We start from the raw sequence: 16861 nt of genomic DNA, 5'->3' as shown, positions 1-16861 counted from the left end.
TTGCTCCGAGCCACACATCAGGAGCGAACAGCGTGAACCGTCATGTGCATGTCGTCGGGGTCGGCATGATCCCCTTCACGAAACCCGGGGCGAGCGAGCCGTACACGGTGATGGGCGCGCGCGCCGCGCAGGCCGCATTGCAGGACGCGGGCCTGGACTACCCGTTGGTGCAGCAGGCCTATGTCGGCTACGTCTACGGCGACTCGACCGCCGGCCAGGCGGCGCTGTACGGCGTGGGCCTGTCCGGCATCCCGGTCTTCAACGTCAACAACAACTGCTCGACCGGATCGAGCGCGCTGTTTCTCGCGCGCCAGGCGGTCGAGAGCGGCATGGTCGAATGTGCGCTGGCACTCGGCTTCGAGCAGATGCAGCCGGGGGCGCTGAAGTCCACGTGGACCGACCGGCCGTCGCCGATGGAGCGCTTCGGCGACACGATGATCGCGCTGCAGGGCTGGGACGACGGCGCGCCGCGCGCGGCGCAGCTCTTCGGCGGTGCCGGGCGCGCGTACATGGAACGCCATGGCATCGGCCGCGAAGTCTTCGCGCGCATCTCGGTCAAGGCGCGCCAGCATGCGGCACGCAATCCGCTGGCGGTGTTCCGCAACACGGTGACCTTGGACGAGGTGCTCGCCGCGCCGGTCGTGTTCGATCCGCTGACGCGGCTGCAGTGCTGCCCGCCGACCTGCGGCGCCGCGGCGGCGATCGTCTGCTCGGCCGACTTCGCGCGCCGCCACGGTCTCGACCTGCGGGTGCGCATCGCCGCGCAATCGATGACCACCGACACGCCGAGCAGCTTCGATGCGGGCGACATGCGCCGCGTCGTCGGCTACGACATGAGCCAGGCCGCGGCGCAGCAGGTCTACGCGAGCGCCGGCATCGGCCCCGAGGACCTGGACGTCGTCGAGCTGCACGACTGCTTCACCGCCAACGAGCTGATCACCTACGAAGCGCTCGGCCTGACGCCCGAGGGCACGGCCGAGAAATTCATCGTCGACGGCGACAACACCTATGGCGGCCGGATCGTGACGAACCCGTCCGGCGGCCTGCTGTCGAAGGGGCATCCGCTCGGTGCGACCGGGCTCGCGCAATGCGCCGAGCTGGTCTGGCAGCTGCGCGGCGAGGCCGACCAGCGCCAGGTCGAAGGCGCACGGCTTGCGCTGCAGCACAACCTCGGATTGGGTGGCGCCTGCGTCGTCACGCTGTACGAGAAGGTTGACGCGCAGTGATCGACCGCCGCCACATCGGCCACGCGCTGCCGGTCTTCACGGTGCCGGTCGAAGCCGGCCGGCTGCGCTTCTTCGCCAAGGCCTGCGGCCAGGCCGACCCGGTCTACACCGACGAGGCGGCGGCGCGCGACGCCGGCCATCCGAACCTGCCGGTGCCGCCGACCTTCTTCTTCTGCCTCGAGATGGACGCGCCCGATCCGGCCGCGATGCGCACGCTGCTGGCCATCGACTACCGCCGCATCCTGCATGGCGAGCAGCATTTCCGCTACCACGCGATGGCGCACGCCGGCGACAGGCTGCGCTTCGAGCCGCGCATCGCCGACATCAGCGACAAGAAGGGCGGTGCGCTCGAATTCGTGCGCCGCGAAACACGCGTGAGCAACCAGCACGGCGTGCTGGTCGCCGAGCTGACATGCGTGACGGTGGTGCGCAATGGCTGACGTTCGTTATCACGACATCACGGTGGGCCAGGAGCTGCCGCCGCTCGATGCCGAGCCGATCAGCCGGCTGACGCTGGCGCTGTATTGCGGTGCCTCGGGTGACCACAACCCCATCCACGTCGACATCGACTTCGCACGCTCGGCCGGCATGGAGGACGTGTTCGCGCACGGCATGCTGCCGATGGCCTACCTGGCGCGCCAGCTGACCGGCTGGGTGCCGCAGCGGCGGCTGAAGCGCCTGCAGGCGCGCTTCGTGTCGATCACGCATGTGGGAGACCGCTTAAGCTGCCGCGCGACGGTGGTCGAGAAGCTGGCGGGCAACGAGGTCCGGCTGGCCCTGACGGTCGCCGACCAGAGCGCCATCCCCAAGATCACCGGCGAAGCCGTGGTGGAGCTGGCATGACCGACAGCCGCCCCGCATGGATGAGCGACGACGTCGCGCTGTTCCAGGACCAGGTGCGCCGCATCTTCGAGCGTGAGTTTGCTCCGCACGAAGAACGCTGGCGCCGAGAGCACCTGGCCGATCGCAGCATCTGGCGCCAGGCCGGCGAGATGGGCCTGCTGTGCACCAGCATTCCGGAAGCCTACGGCGGCGCCGGGGGCACGTTCGCGCACGAGGCGGTGATCGCCGCCGAACAGGCGCGCGCGCTCGTCAACAGCTTCAGCATCAACGTGCACAGCGGCATCGTCGCGCACTACCTGCTGGCCTACGGCAGCGAGGAACAGAAGCTGCGCTGGCTGCCGAAGATGGCGCGCGGCGAGCTGGTCAGCGCGATCGCGATGACCGAGCCGGGTGCCGGCACCGACCTGCAGGCGGTGCGCACCAGCGCGCGCCGCGACGGCGACCACTACGTGCTGAACGGCACGAAGACCTTCATCACCAACGGCCACCATGCCGATCTGGTCTGCGTCGTCGTCAAGACCGATGCGGCCCGCGGCGCGAAAGGCGTTTCGCTGCTGATGGTCGAGGTGGCCGACTGCCCGGGCTTTCGCCGCGGCCGGCTGCTCGAGAAGATCGGCCAGCATGGCCAGGACACGGCGGAGCTGTTCTTCGACGAGGTGCGGGTGCCGGTGGAAAACCTGCTCGGCGGCGAAGAGGGGCAGGGCTTTCGGCAACTGATGCAGCAATTGCCGCGTGAACGGCTGCTGATCGCGATCGGTGCGGTCGCGACGATGCAGCGCGCGGTGGCGGAGACACTCGCCTACGTGCGCGAGCGGCGCATCTTCGGCGAGCCCTTGCTGGCGATGCAGAACACGCGCTTCAAGCTCGCCGAGTGCCGCACCGAAGTGGCGTTTTCCGAGGCCTTCGTCGACCAATGCATCCAGCGCCAGCTCGCGGGCACGCTCGACGTGCCGACCGCGGCGATGGCCAAGTGGTCGACGACGCAGCGCCTCGGCCAGGTGATCGACGAATGCCTGCAATTGCACGGCGGCTACGGCTACATGGCCGAGTACCCGATCGCCCGCATGTATGTCGATGCGCGCGTGCTGCGCATCCTGGGCGGGGCGAACGAGGTGATGAAGGAGCTGATTGCGCGCGACATGGAGAAGGCGGCATGAATGGAAATGGACGCGCCTTTTGGCCGGCAGGATTGAGCGAGGCTCCGGCCGCACCAACCCGCAGCCTGTGGCAACTGCTGCTCGCGTCGGCCCAGCAGTCGCCGGCGAAGACCGCGCTGGTCTTCGGCGACCAGTCGCTGAGCTACGCCGAGCTGGTGCGCCGCGCCGAGGGGATTGCCGGCTGGCTGCAGCAGCACGCCGGCCTGCAGCGTGGCGAGCGCGTGCTGTTGTGGTCGCAGAACAGCCTCGAGTTCGTCATCGCCAGCTATGCGGTGCTGCGCGCCGACGCGGTGATCGTGCCGATCAACGCGATGTGGACCGGCGACGAGGTCGCGCTGGTCGCGCAGGACAGCGGCGCGCGGATGGCGATCGTCGCCGACGAGTTCCTGCCGCGCCTGCAGCCGCTGATCGACGACGGCCTGCTGCGCGAGACCGTGTGCATCGGCGCGGCGCTGACGCGTGGCAGTACGGGCCGCGTCGTGCCATGGGCCGCCGTGCTCGACGCCGGCGTGTGGCCACGCCCGCACCGTGCCGGCCCGCAGGACCTGGCGGTGCTGCCGTACACGTCCGGCACCACCGGCCGGCCGAAAGGCTGCGTGCACACGCATGCGACGGTGCAGGCCGCGAACCGTGCCGCCGCCGCGTGGCGATCCCAGGGGTCGGGCGATGTGTTCCTGGCCGTCGCGCCGCTCTTCCACGCGCTCGGCATGCAGAACGGCATGCACCTGCCGCTGATGCTCGGTGCCGGCGTCGTGATGCTGCCGCGCTGGAACCGCGACGCGGCGCTGGCGCTGATCGAGCGCCACCGTGTGACGACCTGGGCCGCGCCGCCGGCGATGCTGCAGGACTTCTTTGCCAACCCCGACGTGACGCCGCAGCGCGTGCGCAGCCTGAAGCTGGTGACCGGCGGCAGCTCGCCGATGCCGCCGGCGCTGGCCGAGCGGATGCGCGCGGAATTCGGCATCGCCTACCAGGAGGGCTACGGCATGACCGAGACCGCGTCGTTCCTGATCGGCAACCCGCCGCAGCGGCCGAAGCTGGGTTCGCTCGGCATGCCCGGGCCCGGCGTCGAGCTGCGCGCCATCGATCCGGACACGCTGCGCGAATTGCCGGCCGGTGAGGTCGGCGAGATCGTCGTCGCCGGCGCGCAGGTCACGCCGGGCTACTGGCAGCAGCCGGAAGCCAGCGCGGCGGCCTTCATTCACATCGATGGCCGGCGCTTCCTGCGCACCGGCGACCTCGGCCATGTCGACGCCGAGGGTTACTGGTTCATGACCGATCGGCTCAAACGCATGATCAGCGTCTCGGGCTACAAGGTCTGGCCGGCCGAGGTCGAGGGCAAGCTGCTGACGCATCCCGCCGTGCGCGAGGCCTGCGTGATCGGCACGCCCGATGCGCGCAGCGGCGAAGCGGTCAAGGCCTTGATCGTGTGCGCGCCCGACGCGCCGATCGACGAGGCGCAGTTGATCGCCTGGTGCCGCAACACGATGGCGGTCTACAAGGCGCCGCGGCTGATCCAGTTCGTGCCCGCGCTGCCGAAGTCGAACACCGGCAAGGTGCTGTGGCGCGAGTTGCAACTGAAGGAGCGGTCATCGTGAACACCCTGGAATTCACCGTTGCCGATGGCGTCGCGACGCTGACGTTCAACCGCCCGGCGCAGCGCAACGCGATCGACCTGGTGATGCGCGGCGAGCTGGCGCAATGTTTCGCCAACGTGCAAAAGGACCGGACGATCCGCGCGCTGGTGCTGACCGGCGCCGGCGGTGCGTTCTGCGCCGGCGGCGACCTGCGCAGCATGCAGTCGTCCGGGAACGACGGCGCCGGCTGGCGTGCGCGCATGCAGGATGCGCATCAGTGGGTGGGCGCGCTGATCGAGCTCGACCGCCCGGTGATTGCGGCGGTCGACGGGCCGGCCTATGGCGCCGGCTTCAGCCTGGTGCTTGCTGCGGACTTCGTGATCGCGACGCCCGCGGCGCGCTTTTGCATGCCCTTCCTGAAGCTCGGGCTGGTGCCGGACTTCGGCGCGCTGCACACGCTGCCGCGGGTGGTCGGCATGCAGCGCGCGAAGGAGCTGATGCTGTCGGCGCGCGAGGTCGCGGCCGACGAGGCGCTGCGACTCGGCATCGTTGGCGAGATCGTTCCGGCCGACCGGCTGCCGGCCCGCGCGCAGGCGCTGGCCGCGAGCTTCACCGGCGCGTCGCCATTGGCGATCAGCCTGATGAAGCGCGCGCTCGCCGCCGAGCCGGCGAACCTGGCGGCGACGCTCGAATTCGAGGCCGATGCCCAGGCCTTGTGCTTCACCAGCGCGCAGCACCGCGAGGCGGTCGCGCGCTTCCTCGACAAACAACCGGCCGCATTCGTCTGGCCGACAGGAGAGCAGTCATGAGCAAGATGATGGAAGGCCGCGTCGCGATCGTCACCGGCGCGGGGGGTGGCATCGGGCGCGACATCGCACTGGCGATGGCACGCGAGGGCGCCAAGGTCGTGGTGAACGACCTGGGCGCATCGATGACCGGCGAGGGCGCCGATGCCGGCCCCGCGCAACAGGTCGTCAACGAGATCCGCGCCTTCGGCGGCGAAGCGGTGGCCAACACCGACAGCGTCGCTGATCCGGCGGCTGCCAACCGCATCGTGATGACGGCACTCGAAAGCTTCGGCCGCCTCGATGCGGTGGTCAACAACGCCGGCATCCTGCGCGACCGCTTCTTCCACAAGATGAGCGTCGAGGAATTCGACGCGGTCATCAAGGTGCACCTGTACGGCAGCTACTTCGTCAGCCGCGCGGCGGCGACGCACTTCAAGGAGCAGAACTCGGGCAGCTTCGTGCACATGACCTCGACCTCCGGGCTGATCGGCAACTACGGCCAGGCCAACTACGCCGCGGCCAAGCTCGGCATCATGGCGCTGTCGAAGTCGATCGCGCTCGACATGCAGAAGTTCGGCGTGCGCTCGAACTGCATCGCCCCGTTCGCGTGGAGCCGGATGATCGGCTCGATCCCGACCGAGACCGAGGCCGAGAAGGCGCGCGTCGATCGCATGAAGCAGATGACGCCGGCCAAGATCGCGCCGCTGGCGGTCGCGCTGGCCAGCGACGCCGGCGCAATGGCCACGGGCCAGGTGTTCGCGGTGCGCAACAACGAGATCTTCCTGATGAGCCAGCCGCGGCCGATCCGCTCGGTGCACCGCGGCGAGGGCTGGACGCCGGAATCGGTGGCCAACCATGCGCTGCCCGCGTTGCAGGGTTCGTTCTACGCGCTCGACCGCTCGTCGGACGTGTTCACCTGGGATCCCGTCTGATGGCCGCTCACATCAGGCGTGCAGCGATCGTCGCGCCGGCGCGCACAGCCGTCGGCAGCTACGGCGGCAGCTTGCGGCCGGTGCCGGTCGAGCAGTTGGCGGCTGCGGTGCTGCAAGCGGTGCTGCAACGCAGCGGTCTGGACGGCGCACGCATCGACGACGTCGTATTCGCGCAGTCGTATGCCAACGGCGAAACCCCCTGCGTCGGTCGTTGGGCTGCCCTGCAGGCCGGCCTGCCAATCACCGTGCCGGGCCTGCAGCTCGACCGCCGCTGCGGCGGCGGCCTGCAGGCCGTCGTGACGGCCGCGATGATGGTCCAGAGCGGCGCCGCCGATGTCGTGGTCGCCGGCGGTGTCGAGAGCATGAGCAACATCGAGTACTACTCGACCGACATGCGCTGGGGCGCGCGCTCCGGCTCGGTGACGCTGCACGACCGGCTCGAACGCGGGCGTGAACGCTCGCAGCCGGTCGAGCGCTTCGGCCGCATCAGCGGAATGATCGAGACGGCCGAGAACCTGGCGCGCGAGTACCGGATCTCGCGCGACGAGGCCGATGCCTACGCGGCGCGCAGCCACCAGCGCGCGGCGGCGGCGTGGGAAGCGGGCCGCTTCAACGACGAGCTGGTGCCGATCAGCGTGCCGCAGCGCAAAGGCGAAGCGCTGGTGTTCCAACGCGACGAAGGCGTGCGACCGGACACGACAGCAGCGTCGCTCGCGAAGCTGAAGCCGCTGCTGAAGGACGGCGTCGTCACCGCCGGCAATGCCAGCCAGCAGAACGATGCGGCCGCCGCCTGCCTGGTCGTCGCCGAGGACAAGCTGAAGGAACTGAAGCTCGAGCCGATGGCCTGGCTGGTCGACTGGACGGCGACCGGCTGCGAGCCGGCGACGATGGGCATCGGCCCGGTGGGGGCGGTGCGCAAGCTCTTCGCGCGCACGGGCCTCGGCTTCGACGACATCGACCTGGTCGAGCTGAACGAGGCCTTCGCAGCCCAGGTGCTTGCCGTCCTCCAGGGCTGGCAGTGGAACGACCCGGAGCGCCTGAACGTCAACGGCTCGGGCATCTCGCTCGGCCATCCGATCGCCGCCACCGGCGTGCGCATCCTGGCATCGATGCTGCACGAATTGCAGCGCCGCCGCGGCCGCTATGGCCTGGAGACGATGTGCGTCGGCGGCGGTCAGGGCATGGCCGCGCTGTTCGAGCGCGCCTGAAGGAATCCCCATGATCCGCGACAACGACGTGATGAACGCCCTGCTCGACAGCGTGCGCCGCTTCGTGCGTGAACGCCTGGTGCCGGCCGAGGACATCGTCGCCGAAACCGATGCCATTCCCGAGGACATCGTGCGCGACATGAAGACGCTGGGCCTCTTCGGCCTGACGGTGCCCGAGTCCTACGGCGGCCTCGGGCTGACGATGGAGGAAGAGGCGCTGGTGATGATCGAGCTGTGCAAGACCGCACCGGCCTTCCGCTCGCTGATCGGCACCACGGTGGGCATCGGCTCGCAGGGCATCCTGATCGACGGCACGCCGGAGCAGAAGGACCGCTGGCTGCCGGCGCTGGCGCGCGGCGAGCTGATTGCCTCGTTTGCGCTGACCGAGCCCGAGTCGGGGTCGGACGCCGCGTCGATCCGAACACGCGCCCGCCGCGACGGCGACCACTACGTCATCGACGGCAGCAAGCGCTTCATCACCAACGCGCCGCAGGCCGGCATCTTCACGCTGATGGCGCGCACCAACCCCGACGACAAGGGTGCCGGCGGCATCAGCGCCTTCATCGTCGACGCGCACTCGCCCGGCATCACGCTCGGCCCCATCGACCGCAAGATGGGGCAGAAGGGCGCGCACACCTGCGACGTGCACTTCGATGGCGTGCGCGTGCCGGCGGCCAACGTGATCGGCGGCGTCGAAGGCCGCGGCTTCAAGACCGCGATGAAGGTGCTCGACAAGGGCCGCATCCACATTGCCGCGGTCTGCGTCGGCGTGGCCGAGCGCCTGCTCGACGACACGTTGCGTTATGCGATGGAGCGCCAGCAGTTCGGCCAGCCGATCTGCGAATTCCAGCTGGTGCAGGCGATGCTGGCCGACAGCCGCACCGAGCTGTATGCCGCGCGCACGATGGTGCTCGATGCGGCGCGGCGGCGCGATGCCGGCGAGGACGTCGCGACCGAGGCGGCCTGCTGCAAGTACTACGCCTCCGAGATGGTCGGCCGCGTCGCCGACCGCGCGGTGCAGATCCACGGCGGCTCCGGCTACGTGGCGGACAACGGGATCGAGCGCTTTTACCGCGACGTGCGGCTGTTCCGCATCTACGAGGGAACGAGCCAGATCCAGCAGATCGTCATTGCGCGCGGCATGGTGCGTGCCGCGCAGGCGATGGCATGACCAGGAGTGCAACGATGAACACCTCCGATCCGTTCGACTTCCGCGACCGCCATGTCTTCGTTTCCGGCGGCTCCAGTGGCATCAACCTCGGCATTGCCGACGCGTTCGCGCGCCGCGGCGCGAAGCTCTCGATCCTGAGCCGCTCGCAGTCGCGCATCGACGGCGCGCTCGAGCAGCTGCGACGCCACGGCGGTGAGGCCGAAGGCCACAGCGCCGACGTGCGCGACACCGGCGCGGTGACCGCGGCGCTCGGCGCGGCGCAGCAGCGGTTCGGTGCGATCGACGTGCTGGTTTCGGGCGCGGCGGGCAACTTCCTCGCGCCGGCGCTCGGCATGTCGAGCAACGGTTTCAAGACGGTGGTCGACATCGATCTGCTCGGCAGCTTCAACGTGCTGCGCGCGGCGCACGAATTCCTGCGCAAGCCGGGCGCCTGCGTGATCAGCATCTCGGCCTCGCAGGCCTTCGTGCCGACGCCGTACCAGGCGCATGTCTGCGCCGCGAAGGCGGGAGTCGACATGCTCACGCGCGTGCTGGCGATGGAGTGGGGGGCCGACGGCATCCGCATCAATTCGATCGTGCCCGGGCCGATCGAGGGCACCGAGGGCGTGCGGCGGCTGGCGCCGAACGAGGCCGAGCAGCAGCGCATCACCGAGCGCGTGCCGCTCGGCCGCTACGGCACGCTGGACGACATCGCCGGCATCGCGATGGTGCTGGCATCGCCGCTGGGCGGCTACATCACCGGTGTCGTGCTGCCGGTCGACGGCGGCATCTCGCTGTCGGGTCCGCGCGACTTCAGCGCCGCGTGGGCGGCGACACGGCGCGACGCCTGAAGGGGACGCGATTCATGTACCTGACCCAAGGACTGCAGCGTGCGCTGCAGCGCCACCCGAGCAAGCTCGCGCTGCGCCACCTCGGCGCCGGCGCGGACCGTGCGCACTCGTTCGCGCAGATGGCCGCGTCGATCGCGCGTCAGGCCGCTGCGCTGGCCGCGCACGGCGTGCGCGCCGGCGACCGCGTGGCGATGCTGTCGCCGAACAACGATGCGCTGATCGTGCAGCTCTTCGCCTGCTGGTGGCTGGGGGCAGTGGCCTGCCCGCTGAACCTGCGCTGGAGCGTGCCCGAGCTGCGCCATGCGCTCGCCGACTGCGGTGCGCGGCTGCTGCTGGCCGATGCGTCGCAGGCCGCCGCGGCGGCCGAGCTGCGCGCGGCCTGCGAGGTCTGGTCGGCCGACGAGCTGGCGGCGCGCGCCGCGGCGCTGGAACCGATCGCCGACACGCGCACCGGCGGCGATGCGCTCGCTTGCATCCTCTACACCGGCGGCACCACCGGCCGCGCCAAGGGCGTGATGCTGACGCACGCCAACTTCTGGTCCGCGTCGATGACGCGCGGCGCCGAGCTGAACAACTCGCCGGAGCACGTGACGCTGCTGGTCGCGCCGCTGTTCCATGTCGCGGGCTTGGGGCGCCTGATCGGCCAGAGCATCGTCGGCGGCAGCTGCCTGACGCTGCCGCAGTTCCGGCCCGAGACGGTGCTCGACGCGATCGAGGCCAACGGCATCAACGACCTGATCGTCGTGCCGAGCATGCTGCAGTCGCTGCTCGAAACGCCGGGGTTCCGGCCCGAGCGCGTGAAGAGCCTGCGCCGCATCGCCTTCGGCGCCGCGCCGATGCCGCCGGACCTGCTGGCGCGCGCGCTCGCCGCCTGCCCGCAGGCCGAGTTCTTCCAGGCCTACGGCCTGACCGAGACCGCCGGCGCGGTGTGCATCAATCTGCCGGAGAACCACCGGCTGCCAGCCCATGCTGCCGGGCGGCTCGCATCGGTCGGCCGCGCCGGGCTCGGCGCCGAGATCCGCATCGTCGACGAGCACGGCGTCGACGTGCCGCGCGGGCAGGTCGGCGAGATCATCGTGCGCGGGCCGATGGTGATGCCGGGCTACTGGAACCAGCCCGCGGCGAGCGCCGAAGCGCTGCGCGACGGCTGGTTCCACACCGGCGACGGCGGGCGCATGGACGCCGAGGGGTACCTCTTCATCGCCGACCGGCTGAAGGACATGATCATCTCGGGCGGCGAGAACGTCTACCCGGCCGAGGTCGAGGCCGCCCTGCGCAGCCACCCGGCCGTGGCCGACGCGGCGGTGATCGGCGTGCCCGACGTGCGCTGGGGCGAGGCGGTGCATGCGGTCATCGTGCTGCGCGGTCCGGCGTCCGATGGCGCTGCACCGGCATTGCACGAGGCCCTGGTCATGCACTGCCGCGAGCGGCTGGCCGGCTACAAGTGCCCGCGCGGCATCAGCGTCGTCGATGCGCTGCCGCTGTCGGCCGCCGGCAAGGTGCTGAAAGCGCAGCTGCGCCAGGCCTTCAACACATGACGCTGCCTTTTTCCGCCGTGCCGTTCACGCGGCTGATCGGCCTCGAGCGCGAGTTCTCCGAGGCTGGCCGCTCACGTTTCGTGCTGGCACCGAAAGCGGAGCTGCAGAACATGGTGCAGACGACGCACGGCGGCGTCGTCGCGACGCTGCTCGACGTGGCGATGGCCAGTGCGGCCGTGTCGCACGTGAATTTCTCGATGACCGCGGTGACCTTGGACATGAACTGCCAGTTCCTGCAGCCGGGCCGCGGCACGCTTCACGTCGACGGCGAGCTGATCGGCGTCGACGAGGGCATCGCGCTGTGCCGTGCCCGTGTGTTCGACGCGCAGGACGCGCTCGTCGCGCAGGCGCACGGCACCTTCAAGTACCTGCCGCATCGCTGATGCGGCGCCCTTCAGGAGACACTCGCATGAAGACGATCAAGCCAAGCTCACCACGTTCGGTCGATGCCGCGCGCCGCCTCGCGCTGCTGGGCTGCGGCGCCGGCCTCGCCGCGCTCGCGCTGCCCCGCCTTGCCCGCGCGCAGGGCTTTCCGAGCAAGCCGATCACGCTGGTGCTGCCGTTCCCGCCCGGCGGCTCGTTCGACCCGATCCTGCGCGCCTTGAGCCATGCCGCCGCGAAGGAGCTCGGCCAGCCGATCGTGCTGCTGCACAAGCCGGGCGGCGGTGGCGTCACCGGCACCGCGAGCATCGCGACCGGCACCGAGGCCGACGGCCACACGATCGCGCTGATGCACAACTCGGTGATCCGCCAGCCGCTGCTGATGAAGACGGCGTGGGATCCAATCGCCGACTTCAGCTACCTGATCGGGCTGGCCGGCCTGACCACCGGCATCGTCGTCGCCGCCGACGCGCCGTGGAAGACGCTGGCCGAGTTGCTGGCCGATGCGAAGGCGCGGCCGGGGCAGATCAGCTGGGGCAACGTCGGCGCGATCAGCGTCAACCGGATCTTCGGCGAGCGGCTGGCGAAATCGGCCGGCGTCGGCTTCAACATGATCCCGTTCAAGGGCGGCAGCGAGGCCTTCCAGGCGCTGCTCGGCCGCCACCTCGACGTCTACGGCGATCCGGGTTTCGGCGCGATGGCCACGTCGGGCAAGGTGCGGCTGCTGGCCAGCTTCACCGAGCAGCGCCTGAAGCGCTGGCCGCAGGTGCCGACGCTGCGCGAGCTGGGCCACGACCTGGTGATCGAGTCGCCGATCGGGCTGGTGGCGCCGAAGGGGCTCGATGCCGCAGTCGCCGCGCGGCTGCACGCGGCCTTCGCGAAGGCCGCCGGTGATGCCGAGTACCAGCGCATGCTCGACGAATTCGACTACGTGTCGAAGCCGATGACCGGCGCCGCCTACCGCGCCTATGCCGTGGCCCAGCAGGCGCGTGAGCGCATCCTGCTGGCCGAGAGCGGGTTCAAGGCCGAATGAGCGCGACGACGACGACGGTGCCGCCGGCCGGCGAGCGCCACGTACCCTTCCTGGTGCTGCTCGGCGCACGCCGGCAGCATGCCGAGGGCGGCGAGGCGGAGGTGGTGATCGAGCTGAAGCCGGAGCTGCTGAACAACCACGGCGGCGGCCACGGCGGCGTCGTGATGACGCTGCTCGACAACGCGATGGCCAATGCGGCGCTGAGCCGCATCGGCTTCACGCGCGAGGTCGTCACGATCGACATGCACGTGGCCTTCATGCGGGCGGCGACCGGGCAGATCAGTGCCCGCGCCCGCACCAGCGGTGGTGGCAAGTCGGTCTGTTTCTGCGAGGCCGAGGCGCGCGACGCGGATGGCGAGCTCGTCGCGCGGGCCATGGGGACGTTTCGCTACCGGAGTCCTTGAGAACTTGCCGGGCGTGGTGCAATGCGGGTCTTGCCCGTGGGCGAACGGCTGCCGTTCAGGGCAGAGTTCGTTTCCACAGGAGGTCTTGCCATGCACGCACGCGGTCTTCAGAGTGCGTCCGCCCTGCCCGAACGCCGCAAACCCTTGAAGCGCCCGGCGCAGGCGCGCGCCAAGTTCACGGTGCAGGCGATCTACGACGCGTTCGTCCGGCTCTGGCAGCGTGACGGCTGGTCCCGCGTGACGACGCGTGCGGTGGCCCTGGAGACCGGCATTTCCGTGGGCACGCTTTACGAGTACTTCCCGAACAAGCACGCGCTGCTCGCGGGTTACGTGCGCCATGCGATCGAGAGCCTGCTCATCGCGTTGAACCAGCGGCCGATGACCGTCGAGCGCGCGGTGCGCCTGCTGTGCGACCCGCGCGCCGAAGGCCTGCCGGGCTTCGACGCCGAGATGATCGACATGGAGCACGAGATCGTGGTGCGCAAGGACCACCGCCGCGTCTACGACGTGATGCTGGCAGCCTGGCGCAACGCGCTCGCCAGCGCCGGCTGCCGGGCCGACGACGCACGCATCGAGACGCTGTTCGTCGCCGCCTGGGGCGGCCGGCGCTATCTCCTGCGCGCGCAGCCGGTGTTCGCGGCCGAGCGCTGGATCGCGCAGATGCAGGCCATCTGCGCGACCGCGCTCACTGAACCGCCGCCGCCCGCGCTGCCGTCTTGACGCTGCGCTTGACGGCAGTGCGCGCCGCGCGGCGGGCTTTCGGCAGCGGCGCCATCGCGACGCTCAGCGCGGCCGCCGCCGAGGCCTGGCTTTCCACCAGCGCCAGCAGCTTGCGCTGCTCGTCGACGATGTAGTCGGCCAGGTCGGCGACATCGGGCATCGCGCGGCGGCAGGCGGTGAGGCCGACCTCGAGCGCGCCGTTGTAGCTCTGCACCGTCATGTTCAGCGCGATGCCGTGCGTCGGGATCGACACGGGATAGTAGGCCGCGACCCGCGCGCCGGCGATGTACAGCGGCACCTGCGGCCCCGGCACGTTGGAGATCGCGACATTGGCCAGCGGCGGCAGGCGGTTCGCCAGGCCCGAGCGGCCGTACAGCAGCGCGAAGCCGCCCATCAGCCACGGCACGCCCGGCGACGGAAAGTCGGTCGGGATCGCGGCACGGATGCGGCCGGTGAACTGCTTGGCCGACTTGGCCGACGCGTTGATGGCCGCCAGGCGGGCGACCGGATCGTCGATGTCGGTGGCCAGGCCGACGCGCATCATCGACACTTGGTTGTTCGGGTCGGTGTTGCCGGCCTCGCGCAGCGACACCGGCACCGCGGCCACCAGCGGCTGCTGCGGCGTGAAGCGGTAGTCGGCGAAATAACGCTTCAAGGCCCCGGCGCCGAGCGCCAGCACGACATCGTTGACGCTGCTGCCGCTGGCTCGGGCGATGCGCTTGATGTCGTCCAGCGGCATCGAGCGCGCGGCGAACGAACGCTGGTTGGTGATCGCCACGTTGAGCGGCGTCCTGCCGATGCGGCGCCAGCCCTTCGGCCACCTGAACAGCCGCTTGCCGCTGTCGTCGGGCTGCGGCAGCAGCAGGCTGCCAAGTGCCTTGGCGCCGGCCGGCAGCGCCTTGAAGAGCTTGCCGTACTGCAGCGCGGTGTTGACCACCGCCGCGGCCGCCAGCTCGGCGATGCCGAGCTGGTACTGGTTGGTGCGCGGCCGCGGGCGCGGCGGCTTGATCGGCGCCGGCACCGCGCTGGTGCCGAGCAGTGCCTTGATCACCGCGACGCCGGCCGCGCCGTCGATCGTCGAGTGGTGCATCTTGTTGTACAGCGCCACCTGGCCGGTGTGCAGGCCCTCGATGACGTAGATCTCCCACAGCGGCCGGCTGCGGTCGAGCAGGCTCGAATGCAGCCGCGCGACGTACTTCTCCAGCTGCTCCCAGGTGCCCGGGCGCGGCAGGATCACGTGGCGCACGTGGTAGTCGAGGTCGACGTCCTCGTCGTCGACCCAGACCGGGTTGGCCAGCTCGAAGGGCATCAGCGCCAGCTTGCGCTGGAACACCTCGGCCAGGTGCATGCGCTCGGCCATGTAGCGCTTGACGTCCTCGTAGTAGTCGCCGTCATGCCCTTCGGGCAGGTCCAGGATCTGCAGGCTGCCGACATGCATCGGCATCTCGGGCGTCTCGAGGTGCAGGAAGGACGCATCCATGCCGCTGAGGTGTTTCATCGCGGTGCTCCTTCAGGCCTTGGCAGCGGCCAGACTCACGGACGGCACGGCCGGGGCGGCCAGCGGCGCCGCGTTGCCGCCGGCACGCGCGGCGTCCCGCACGAAGCTGCGCGCAGCGAACCACAGCGCGATGCCGGTGATGGCGATGGCGATCGGCACCACCACGCTCATCGACGACTGCAGGCCGATCGCACGGAAGGCATCGCTCATCTGCGTGGCGCCGGCGGCGTTCATCGCCTGCTTGCCGTAGAAGTCCGACAGCGCGCCGGTCACCACGGTGCCGAAGCCGGCGCCGAGCACGTACTGGAAGAAGAAGTACACGGCCATCGCGGTGGCACGCAGGCGCGGCTCGACGACGTCCTGCACCGAGGCGTAGACGGTGACGAAGTACATGAAGTACAGCAGCCAGCCCGCCGACAGCAGCACGGTGGTGTTGAGCACGTCGCCGGCCGGGCGCGTCAGGCCCATGAACAGCAGCGGGGCGGCCAGCAGCAGGCACACCGCACCCATCATCAGGCGGCCACGCGGGAACAGGGCGTGGATCTTGTCGGCGAGCCAGCCGCCGACGGTCAGGCCGAGCAGGCCGGTGACGCCGAGCACCACCGCCGCCACCAGGCCGGCCTGCGCCACGTTGACGTGGTGATAACGAATCATCAGCGCGGGCAGGAAGTTGCCCATCGCGTAGGCGGCGAAGTTGACGGCGGCACCCGACAGGATGATCCACCACAGCGTCGGGATCGCCATCACGCGGCGATACGGGCGGTCGATCGGCGTCTGCGTGTCGATGGCATAGCTCTCCTGCGAGCCGCGCACCGGCTCACGCAGCGTCAGCGCCAGCACGGCGATGATCAGGCCGGGCACGGCGGCGACGATGAAGGGCACGCGCCAGCCGTGGTTCTGCGCCAGCCAGCCGACGAGCGCGAAGCAGGCCAGGCTGCCCAGCGGCAGGCCGAGCATGAACAGGCCCAGTGCGCGGGCGCGCTGCTTCGACGGGTACATGTCGCCGATCATCGAGTTGGCGGCCGGCGCGCAGCTCGCCTCGCCGATGCCCACGCCGAGGCGGATCAGGAAGAACGAGACGAAGTTCCAGGCCATGCCCGACGCGGCGGTGAAAACGCTCCAGACGAAGACGCCGGCGCCGAGGATGCGCGTGCGCTTGAACCGATCCGACAGGCGCCCCAGCGGCAGCCCGGCCAGCGCATAGACCAGCGTGAACGCGGTGCCCAGCAGGCCGAGCATCGTGTCGGTCAGGCCGAACTCCAGGCGCAGCGGCTCGAGCACGACCGCAGGAATCGTGCGGTCGAAGAAGTTCAGGAAGTTGATCAGAAACAGCATCAGCAGCGTGTAGCGCACGCCGGTCCGGGTACTTGCGTTCATGGCTTGTCTTGTCTCGGTGACGGGAAGTTGGAGAGCGCAGCGCGAGCTCTTCTTGTCATCGGACGACGAGCATTGCGCAGGAATCTTCTGGTGAAGAAGTGCGCTCAATGTAGGTGGGCTGCCGGTGCAGCGGGTTCGGTTTGCGCGGCAGCGCGTTGCCGTTGCCAGGCCCCGGCGT

At 70.1% G+C, this 16861-nt stretch carries 17 protein-coding genes; 15 read left to right on the top strand and 2 right to left on the bottom strand.

Translation table 11 applies throughout. The features are described from left to right. Positions 1-32 precede the first annotated feature (32 nt). From HLB44_RS11865 to HLB44_RS11795, 15 genes are all read left to right on the top strand, one after another. A complete protein-coding gene (locus HLB44_RS11865; protein ID WP_173122777.1) occupies positions 33-1226 on the top strand; it encodes a thiolase C-terminal domain-containing protein in 1194 nt (397 codons plus the stop codon). After that, entirely contained in the window at positions 1223-1666 is a 444-nt protein-coding gene (locus tag HLB44_RS11860) for an FAS1-like dehydratase domain-containing protein (protein WP_173122776.1), read from the top strand. The genes HLB44_RS11865 and HLB44_RS11860 overlap by 4 nt, the downstream gene beginning before the upstream one ends. Continuing rightward, positions 1659-2069 carry a MaoC/PaaZ C-terminal domain-containing protein gene (locus HLB44_RS11855; RefSeq protein WP_173122775.1) on the top strand — a complete coding sequence of 137 codons (411 nt, stop codon included), beginning with the start codon at positions 1659-1661 and terminating at the stop codon, positions 2067-2069. The genes HLB44_RS11860 and HLB44_RS11855 overlap by 8 nt, the downstream gene beginning before the upstream one ends. Then, positions 2066-3226, top strand: coding sequence for an acyl-CoA dehydrogenase family protein (locus HLB44_RS11850; RefSeq protein ID WP_173122774.1), 1161 nt, complete (start codon positions 2066-2068; stop codon positions 3224-3226). Before HLB44_RS11855 ends, HLB44_RS11850 begins: the two co-directional genes overlap by 4 nt. A 32-nt stretch (positions 3227-3258) precedes the next feature. Continuing rightward, positions 3259-4824, top strand: coding sequence for an AMP-binding protein (locus HLB44_RS11845; protein ID WP_246312195.1), 1566 nt, complete (start codon positions 3259-3261; stop codon positions 4822-4824). Further along, on the top strand, positions 4821-5612 hold the full coding sequence (locus tag HLB44_RS11840) for an enoyl-CoA hydratase/isomerase family protein (protein WP_343051297.1): 792 nt from the start codon (positions 4821-4823) through the stop codon (positions 5610-5612). Before HLB44_RS11845 ends, HLB44_RS11840 begins: the two co-directional genes overlap by 4 nt. Before the next feature lie 5 nt (positions 5613-5617). Then, a complete protein-coding gene (locus HLB44_RS11835) occupies positions 5618-6523 on the top strand; it encodes an SDR family NAD(P)-dependent oxidoreductase (RefSeq protein ID WP_173122962.1) in 906 nt (301 codons plus the stop codon). 11 nt (positions 6524-6534) lie between these two features. Next, entirely contained in the window at positions 6535-7731 is a 1197-nt protein-coding gene (locus HLB44_RS11830) for an acetyl-CoA C-acetyltransferase (RefSeq protein ID WP_173122961.1), read from the top strand. Positions 7732-7741: 10 nt separating this feature from the next. Further along, positions 7742-8902 carry an acyl-CoA dehydrogenase family protein gene (locus HLB44_RS11825; RefSeq protein WP_173122772.1) on the top strand — a complete coding sequence of 387 codons (1161 nt, stop codon included), beginning with the start codon at positions 7742-7744 and terminating at the stop codon, positions 8900-8902. A 14-nt stretch (positions 8903-8916) separates the two neighbouring features. After that, the gene (locus HLB44_RS11820) at positions 8917-9732 is read left to right on the top strand and encodes an SDR family oxidoreductase (RefSeq protein WP_173122771.1); all 816 of its coding nucleotides are present in this window, start codon (positions 8917-8919) and stop codon (positions 9730-9732) included. Positions 9733-9746: 14 nt separating this feature from the next. Then, a complete protein-coding gene (locus HLB44_RS11815) occupies positions 9747-11270 on the top strand; it encodes an AMP-binding protein (protein WP_173122770.1) in 1524 nt (507 codons plus the stop codon). Next, positions 11267-11653: a PaaI family thioesterase gene (locus HLB44_RS11810; RefSeq protein ID WP_173122769.1), complete on the top strand. Its 387-nt coding sequence runs from the start codon at positions 11267-11269 to the stop codon at positions 11651-11653. The genes HLB44_RS11815 and HLB44_RS11810 overlap by 4 nt, the downstream gene beginning before the upstream one ends. A 26-nt stretch (positions 11654-11679) precedes the next feature. Beyond that, positions 11680-12684, top strand: coding sequence for a tripartite tricarboxylate transporter substrate binding protein (locus tag HLB44_RS11805; protein WP_173122768.1), 1005 nt, complete (start codon positions 11680-11682; stop codon positions 12682-12684). Next, complete coding sequence (locus HLB44_RS11800; RefSeq protein WP_173122767.1) at positions 12681-13088, top strand: PaaI family thioesterase; 408 nt, start codon at positions 12681-12683, stop codon at positions 13086-13088. Before HLB44_RS11805 ends, HLB44_RS11800 begins: the two co-directional genes overlap by 4 nt. A gap of 90 nt (positions 13089-13178) precedes the next feature. Beyond that, positions 13179-13808 carry a TetR/AcrR family transcriptional regulator gene (locus HLB44_RS11795; RefSeq protein ID WP_173122766.1) on the top strand — a complete coding sequence of 210 codons (630 nt, stop codon included), beginning with the start codon at positions 13179-13181 and terminating at the stop codon, positions 13806-13808. Here the strand turns inward: HLB44_RS11795 and HLB44_RS11790 are convergent. Next, a complete protein-coding gene (locus tag HLB44_RS11790) occupies positions 13774-15306 on the bottom strand; it encodes a WS/DGAT/MGAT family O-acyltransferase (RefSeq protein ID WP_173122765.1) in 1533 nt (510 codons plus the stop codon). The two genes, HLB44_RS11795 and HLB44_RS11790, sit on opposite strands and share 35 nt — an antisense overlap. A gap of 12 nt (positions 15307-15318) precedes the next feature. After that, the gene (locus tag HLB44_RS11785; protein ID WP_173122764.1) at positions 15319-16683 is read right to left on the bottom strand and encodes a spinster family MFS transporter; all 1365 of its coding nucleotides are present in this window, start codon (positions 16681-16683) and stop codon (positions 15319-15321) included. Positions 16684-16861: the final 178 nt, after the last annotated feature.

Source organism: Pseudaquabacterium terrae (assembly GCF_013266755.1).
Taxonomy (GTDB): Bacteria; Pseudomonadota; Gammaproteobacteria; order Burkholderiales; family Burkholderiaceae_C; genus Pseudaquabacterium; species Pseudaquabacterium terrae.
Note: the sequence above shows the minus strand (reverse complement) of the source record. Positions and strands in the feature narration are given on the sequence as shown.